The sequence below is a fragment of the Betaproteobacteria bacterium genome, assembly GCA_009377585.1.
In the GTDB taxonomy this organism is placed as follows: Bacteria; Pseudomonadota; Gammaproteobacteria; order Burkholderiales; family WYBJ01; genus WYBJ01.
Map to the genome: position 1 here is coordinate 1 of WHTS01000194.1, position 7,075 is coordinate 7,075.

5 protein-coding genes are annotated in these 7,075 nt (G+C 63.8%); 2 read left to right on the plus strand and 3 right to left on the minus strand.

Annotated elements, in window-relative coordinates; genetic code table 11:
- The coding region (locus GEV05_29810) for a hypothetical protein (GenBank protein MPZ47481.1) at positions 1 to 1,011 on the plus strand (1,011 nt) is incomplete at its 5' end.
- A gap of 27 nt (positions 1,012 to 1,038) precedes the next feature.
- Here GEV05_29810 and GEV05_29815 read toward each other — a convergent pair.
- Positions 1,039 to 2,322 carry an amidase gene (locus tag GEV05_29815; protein ID MPZ47482.1) on the minus strand — a complete coding sequence of 428 codons (1,284 nt, stop codon included), beginning with the start codon at positions 2,320 to 2,322 and terminating at the stop codon, positions 1,039 to 1,041.
- A 75-nt stretch (positions 2,323 to 2,397) separates the two neighbouring features.
- On the opposite strand from GEV05_29815, the gene GEV05_29820 reads away from it, so the two are divergent.
- Positions 2,398 to 3,216, plus strand: coding sequence for a tripartite tricarboxylate transporter substrate binding protein (locus GEV05_29820; GenBank protein MPZ47483.1), 819 nt, complete (start codon positions 2,398 to 2,400; stop codon positions 3,214 to 3,216).
- A 304-nt stretch (positions 3,217 to 3,520) separates the two neighbouring features.
- Here GEV05_29820 and GEV05_29825 read toward each other — a convergent pair whose 3' ends face one another.
- Together GEV05_29825 and cysK are read right to left on the minus strand one after the other, a co-directional pair.
- Positions 3,521 to 4,693: an aminotransferase class I/II-fold pyridoxal phosphate-dependent enzyme gene (locus tag GEV05_29825; GenBank protein MPZ47484.1), complete on the minus strand. Its 1,173-nt coding sequence runs from the start codon at positions 4,691 to 4,693 to the stop codon at positions 3,521 to 3,523.
- Between the two features lie 9 nt (positions 4,694 to 4,702).
- On the minus strand, positions 4,703 to 5,752 hold the full coding sequence (gene cysK, locus GEV05_29830) for a cysteine synthase A (protein ID MPZ47485.1): 1,050 nt from the start codon (positions 5,750 to 5,752) through the stop codon (positions 4,703 to 4,705).
- Positions 5,753 to 7,075: the final 1,323 nt, after the last annotated feature.

The window sequence follows — 7,075 nt, forward strand, 5'->3', positions numbered from 1 at the left end:
CTGGTGATCAATGCCAAGGACATGTTCGCTGCGGCGGAATTTGCCGACGAGCACGCGTATTACAAGGGACAGCTCGGGAAAGTGGTCGGCACGGCGGAAGCCAGGCCGCAGGCCACGCGCGACTGGACGGCGGGCATGGCGGTCTACGACATTTCCCGCCCGGCCGAGCCGATCCTTGTCGGTTTCATGCCGGTGGCGGGCGGCGGCATTCACCGCATCTGGTATACCGGGGGACGTTGGGCGTACGCGTCGGCGCTGATCGACGGTTACACCGACTACATTCTGATCACGATCGACATGACCGACCCTGCGCAGCCCCAGGAAGCGGGCCGCTACGGGCTGCCGGGAATGAACCAGGCTGCCGGCGAATCGCCGAGCTGGCCCCTCCACAGCCGCTACGGCCTGCACCACGCCATCGTCCACGACGACACGGCCTATGCCGCCTGGCGCGACGCCGGCATGGTCGTGATCGACGTCGCCGACCGCGCGCAGCCGAAGCTGATCGCGCACCGCGACGGCGCACCGCCATTCGGAGGCGGCACGCACAACTGCCTGCCCTTGCCCGACCGCGACCTGCTGGTGGTCCTCGACGAAGCGGTGCTCGACCACCAGGAGGACGGCGTCAAGAACATCTGGGTATTCGACAATCGGGACCGATCCAACCCGTCAATCGTCGCGACCTTTCCACAGCCCGCGGAGACCGATTACAAAAACAAAGGCGGGCACTTTGGCCCGCACAACCTGCACGAAAACCGGCCGGGCAGCTTTGTCAGCTCGGAGATCGTTTTCGCCACCTATCAGAACGCAGGGGTGCGCGCATTCGATATCCGCGATCCCTGCCGGCCGGTCGAGATCGGCGCCCTGGTTCCGCCCGCGCCGGCGCGGCTCTTCGATCACCGGCCCAATCGCGCCAGGGTGATCCAGACCGCGGACGTCTTCGTCGACCGGAACGGCCTCGTCTACATCACCGACTACAACGCGGGACTCTATATCGTGGAGCTCGGCGGATAACCCCGCCGCGGCCGGGCGCGCCAACGTTCAGCCCGCCGCCCCCACCAGATCCATGCGGCCGAATGCATCGACGGCCACCCACCCCGCCACCTCGAACAGTGCTGCATCGCGGCCAGTTGCCCCGAGAAGCTGCAAGCCGAGCGGCAGCCCTTCGTCTTGCAGCAGCGGCAATGTCAGGGCCGGGCAACCGAGCAGCGATGCCGCAACGTTCATCGCCGGATTTCCGGTCGAGCCCAACTCCACCGGCGCCGCGCCGCACGCGCCAAGCGTCACGAACGCGTCGTATCGGAGTGCGGCCTTGGCGTAGGCCATGCGTGCAGCGCTGCGGCGCGACAGCAGTTCGCTGTACTGCCGTTGCGTCATCGATTCCGCGATTTTCAACCGGTCGCGCGCCGGCGGGCTGAGCTTCGCCGCGTCCAGATCGGCGTAAGTGTTCAGCGGCCAGCGACCTTCCCAGGCATTGATGGCGCGCGTCAGCGCCTGTGCATCTGCAATCGCTTGCTCGACTGTCTCGATGCCGGGATCTTCAGCGCGCCCCTGCAGCGCGATGCCGAGCTTGGCGAAGCGCGCCTTCGCCTCGGCAAACGCCTTGCGTGCGCCTTCGCTCGTGAGGCTCCAGCCGCCGGTTTCGAGAACGCCCATGCGGGGCCTCGCCCTCTCGGCGAAATTCACATCACCTTCGAGCCCGACAAAGCCGGGGTCGCCGCCGGCGCGGTCGGCGATGGCGCGCAGCACCAACCATGTGTCGGCCAGCGTCGCGCCGATCGCGCCCTGGCAGCTCTGGCTGAAGTGATCGTGCGAGCCGCTGCGGTTGATCGCGCCGACGCTCGGCTTGAAGCCGATGGCGCCGCAAAAGCTCGATGGCCGCAGGATGGAGCCGACCACCTGGGTGCCCAGCCCCACCGGCACCATGCCGGAACCGACCGCGGCAGCCGAGCCACTCGAAGAGCCGCCCGGTGTGCGCGTTCGGTCGTGCGGGTTCCTGGTCTTGTGCCACGGGTGGGTAGCAGCGAATTCGGTGGTGGTCGTCTTACCGATGATGACCGCACCGGCCTCGCGCAAAGCGTGGACGCTAGCCGAGTCGCGGCGAGACTTGTGACCCTCGAACAGGAGCGAGCCCTGGCCGGTGGGCATGTCGGCAGTCTCGATGATGTCCTTGATCGCTACCGGCATGCCGTCGATCGGCGACAGCGGCCGGCCGTCGCGCCAGCGCGCGCTCGACCCCTCTGCAGCGCTGATCGCGCCTTCCTTGTAAGTCGTTACGTGATCGCGTTTGTGATCGCGTGCACTATCGCGCCGCCGTGGGCGCAAGCCTGGCCGACCAAGCCGATTCGTTTGATCATCCCCGCGTCAGCCGGAGGCTCGACCGACCTGACCGGGCGTTCGATGGCGACGAAGCTGAGCGAGATCCTTGGCCAACCGATCGTTGTGGACAATCGCCCGGGGGCGGGCGGCATCATCGGCCTCGAGGCAGCCGCCAGAGCGGCGCCGGACGGCTATACCCTGCTCCACTCGGGCGATTCCGGCATCGTCGTCAGTCCGCACCTGTACAAGATGCCCATCGATGTCGCCAAGGATCTGCTGCCGATCGCGCCCACGGCGCAAGCGGCGCTCTTTTTCATCGTGTGCGCGAACCTTCCGGTGAAAACGCTCGCTGACTTTGTCGCCTACGCCCGCGCCAATCCGGACAAGCTCAACTACGGCTCCGCCGGGCACGGTACCCTGCAGCACATCGCAACCGAAATGATGATGCAGACCGCCAAGTTTCGGGTGACCCACGTGCCTTACAAAGGGTCGCAACAGGTGCTGGTCGACCTGCTTGGCGGACAGGTCGACTGCACCTTCGATCTCGGCGCTGCAATTCCGCATATCAAGAGCGGAAAAGTGCGGCTGCTCGGCGTTCCGAGGACCACTCGCTCACCGCTCTTTCCCGACGTGCCGACCATGGCCGAGGCGGGCACAGACGTGGTCATTACATGGACATCCGGCGTCTACGCCCCGAGCGGCATCCCGCGGGACATCGTCACCCGCCTCAATCGTGAGATCGGCCGCGTCATGCAGGCCCCGGAAACGCACGCGCTGCTGACTGCCATGGCCGCCGAGGTGATGCCGCTCATGACACCAGGGCAATTCGCCGCGCACCAGCAGACAGCGCGCGATCGTTTCGGCGCGGTGGTGCGGGCAGCGAAGATCAAAGTGAACTGAGGTCCCAAGGCTGTCCGCGTCGCAAGGCGCTCCAAGATCGCAAGGCGCTCGTCACCCTGGCCCTGGCGCCGCCCATCGAGATTGTGCTCGCTACGGACGGGACGCGACAACGTCGCGGACGGGGTGGTATCCAAACACACACACCATCCCGGCGCTTTGTGCCGGCAACCTTGACCACCCCGCGTCCTTCGACCGCGACCCTCCTCGACGAGGAGGGTAGTGCTCGATCATCCCCCCTGACGAGCAGTGCTCATCGCAAAGACATGCAGCTATTGAGTCGCTCGCTGCCATCGGATAGCCGGCCTCACGATACCGCAGCAAAGGCCGGCAGCGCTCGCTCCACCATTGCGTCGGAAGCGGTGAGACTGATGCGGAAGTAAGCCGGCGCATTCATGATGCCACCCGGCATGACGAACACGCCGCGGTCGGCGAGCGCATTCCATTGCCGCTCCGGATCGCCGCTCGCCCACTTCACCCACAGATAGAACGTGCCCTCCGGCGGCAGCACGCCATGGCCAGCCTTGGTCAGCACCTCGCTCAAGATGTCGCGGCGGCGCGCGAGCGCGGAAACGTCGATCGACAGCCGCTCGAGCTCGGGAAGCGCGTATTGCATGACCGCGTTGGGGAAACACCAGCCCAGCGCCATCTGCGCGCCGAACATCGCCTCCTGCAACGCCGTGCGCTCGGCTGCGGGCATCAGCGGCGAAATCGCGAGGTAGCCCAGGCGTTGCCCCGGCGCAAGCAGCACCTTGCCGTAGCTGTACGCAACCAGCGTCCACGGATAGACGGCCGCGGGACTGACGAACCCGCGTCCATCGAAGCGCAGCCGCCGATAGGGCTCGTCGGAGAGCAGCAGAATGCGCCGGCCGAACCGGTTCGAGGCGCGTTCGAGCCGCTGCGCGAGCGCATTCAGCATATCGCGCCCGTAGATCCGCCCGGTGGGATTGTGCGGCGTATTGACGATCACCAGCCGCGTCCGCGGTCCGATCGCCGCCTCGATGGCGTCGAGGTCGAGATCGAAGCGCGGCTGGGTCAGAGGTACCTTGCGCGCAACGGCGCCGGCGGCGAGCAGCATCGGCTCGTAGCAGAACCACGCCGGCTCGCAGTAGATCGCTTCGTCGCCGGCATCGAGAACGAGCCGGAAGGCGACCGCAATCGCCGCCATGGCGCCGGCGGTCAACGCAATGTCCGCCGGATCGAAGGCAACGCCGAGCTCCTCGCCGAGTGCCGTAGCGAGGAAAGCCTGCGGCGTTTCTTCGCTTGCCTTGTAGGCGAACCAGTCCTTGTTGCGAGGGATCGCCGCTTCGCGAATCGCGCCGACCAGTCCGTCGAGCGGCATCTCGTGCGGATTGCCGAAGGTGAAATCGGCAATGGACGGATCGCCGCGCCGCTGCCCATAGCGCGATTCGAAGAAGAAATGCTTGACGGCGTCGAACGCCTGGTTCGCCACCGCCGTGCGCTGCGAGACGATCGTCATGCTACAACTTCAGCTCTTCAACTGGTTGGAGGGCGTCGAGCGCGAAATCACGAGCTCCTCCTCGGTCATGTCGGCCGGGACATCGGCGAACAGCGGCGTGCTCAGATAGCGCTCGCCCGTGTCCGGCAGCATGCACAGGATCGTCGCGCCCTTCTCCGCTTGCGCCGCGACCTTGAGAGCGCCGGCGAACGTTCCGCCGGAGCTGATGCCGACGAAGACGCCCTCCTTCGCCGCCAGCTCCTTGCTGCAGCGGATGGACTCCGGGCCCGGGATCGGCAAAATGCGGTCGATGAGCTTCATATCCACGGCGTCTCCGGTCAGCTTCGGGATGAAGTCCGGCGTCCAGCCCTGCATGGGATGGGGCTTGAAGCTTGGGTGCGCCGCCGCCGGCGTGCCATCGGGCTTGCGCTGCTGCTCGATCTTGCTTCCCAGCAGCGGAGCATCCTCCGGCTCGCATACGACGATCTTCGTCTCCGGCCGCTCTTTCCGGAGCACCCGCGCGACACCCTTCAAGGTGCCGCCGGTGCCGTAGCCCGTCACCCAGTAGTCGAGCCGCTCGCCGGCGAAATCGTCGACGATCTCGCGGGCGGTCGTGCGCGAGTGGTAATCGGCATTGGCCTCGTTCTCGAACTGGCGAGGCATGAACCAGCCGTGCTTGCCGGCCAGCTCCTCCATCTTCTGGACCATGCCCAGCGCGCGGTCGGCGGCGGGCGTGATGACGACCTTGGCGCCCAGGAAGCGCATGAGCTTGCGCCGCTCGACGCTGAACGGCTCGGCCATGATGAGCACCAGCGGATAGCCCTTGGCGGCACAGACCATCGCAAGCCCGATGCCGGTGTTGCCGCTGGTCGCCTCGATTATCGTCTGCCCGGGCTTCAGCGCCCCGGACTTCTCCGCCGCCTCGATCACACCGATCGCGAGGCGATCCTTGACCGAGCCGAGTGGATTGAACGCTTCGATCTTGACGAACAGGTTCACGTGCGCCGGCGCCAGCCGGTTGATCCGGACCACGGGCGTGTTGCCGATCGTTTCGAGGATATTCGCGAATCGCTTGGTCATGGCTCACCTATCGGGGTTGGAGGAAAACGCAACACGATGCACTCTGCCGCAGCCAGGTATCCGCAGAATGTCGCGGCAGACTCCTTCTTGTTTCATTTGTTTCTGTTCGAGTCGTGCGAGCAGCCATTCGTTCATAGCCATGTGCCCGCTCGGGGACCTGGAAAGGGGCCAGCTCTCTCCGTGACCCAGGATACGTATGCCAGGTCCGTGTTCTTGCTGTAATGGCAGGTTCGCAGTGAGATCCTGATCGGGTCGAGCAGAGGCGGTTTCGCGGACTCGGGAACAGGATGGTTTGGCACGGCGAAAATGGCGGCGTGCGGACGGTACCGGACTGGACAACATACTGGTTGCATCCCGGTGTACCATCCGGCGAAAGAAACAACTTTGGCGGTTTATGGGCGTATTTATCGCCTCCATCGCTTATTCCGTTGGTTTATCGTTCAGAGGTAGAAGTTAGCACTCTTGGAGACGGCAGATGATCCGTGGCGTTGTCATCACGCCTCGCTTCACATTCAATGGGGAGACTCTTTCCTTGCACGGAGGATTTGACCCAGTATCGCTTCGCCAATATCTCTTGTACTGGGATAAGATCGATTGGCCAAATAACAATATCATTGGCTTCGTCGAGGATGATTCAGATGTAGCGTTTCTCCAGTCTGCAGGTGTTCTCGAACGATCTTCGGTTCGATTCGCATCTTTCAGCGGTAATGCTGGCTATGCAATGCTTATCATGCAAGTGGCTGCGTTGGAAGCTCGTAACAATGCACAACCGGGGGCATGGTCTCTAGCTAGCGCAGCATTCGACGGTCCTGGCAAGCGCTCCGGAAGGTACCGTAGAGGCGCGCGCAATAGAAGTCGAGCTCTATTCTGCGCTTCCTGTACCTTCGGAGGATATTCCTCTAGCTAGCAGAAATTCTTGAATTCAAGCAACGACGAGCTGCTGAGCTATCGCAGCTTCGAGCATCCATGGATCGCTTATATCTGGAAATTCTTGCTTCGGCAGACATTCCGCGAGCTAAGCTTACTCACCAGTCGCTTGCTTAGTCGACAGATTCCCTAGAATTGCTTCCTGTAGCCATAGCTGAATGTGTCGCCCCACTTACTGACTCCTGAGTAAGGCCCATGCAGAGTTGCAAGGTGTGGTTCAGGGCATAAACGATGTATTTCGAGAAAACTTCGGTCATCGACTGTTAGCGTCCCTAAAAATAGAACTTAACCTTCCCCACCTCGCTGGGCTTGCAATTGGCGGCGCGGGAAGACGCTTCGAGTTTTGGATTGCCAATCGCCTATGGTGCGGCGTGGGCGCAATTGCAGCAGCTATTA

What these genes read in the sequence shown, in the direction of transcription:
- GEV05_29820 (MPZ47483.1), top strand. Translation starts at nt 2,398, where the DNA reads ATGGCGACGAAGCTGAGCGAGATCCTTGGCCAACCGATCGTTGTGGAC.
- GEV05_29825 (MPZ47484.1), bottom strand. Translation starts at nt 4,693, where the DNA reads ATGACGATCGTCTCGCAGCGCACGGCGGTGGCGAACCAGGCGTTCGAC.
- cysK (MPZ47485.1), bottom strand. Translation starts at nt 5,752, where the DNA reads ATGACCAAGCGATTCGCGAATATCCTCGAAACGATCGGCAACACGCCC.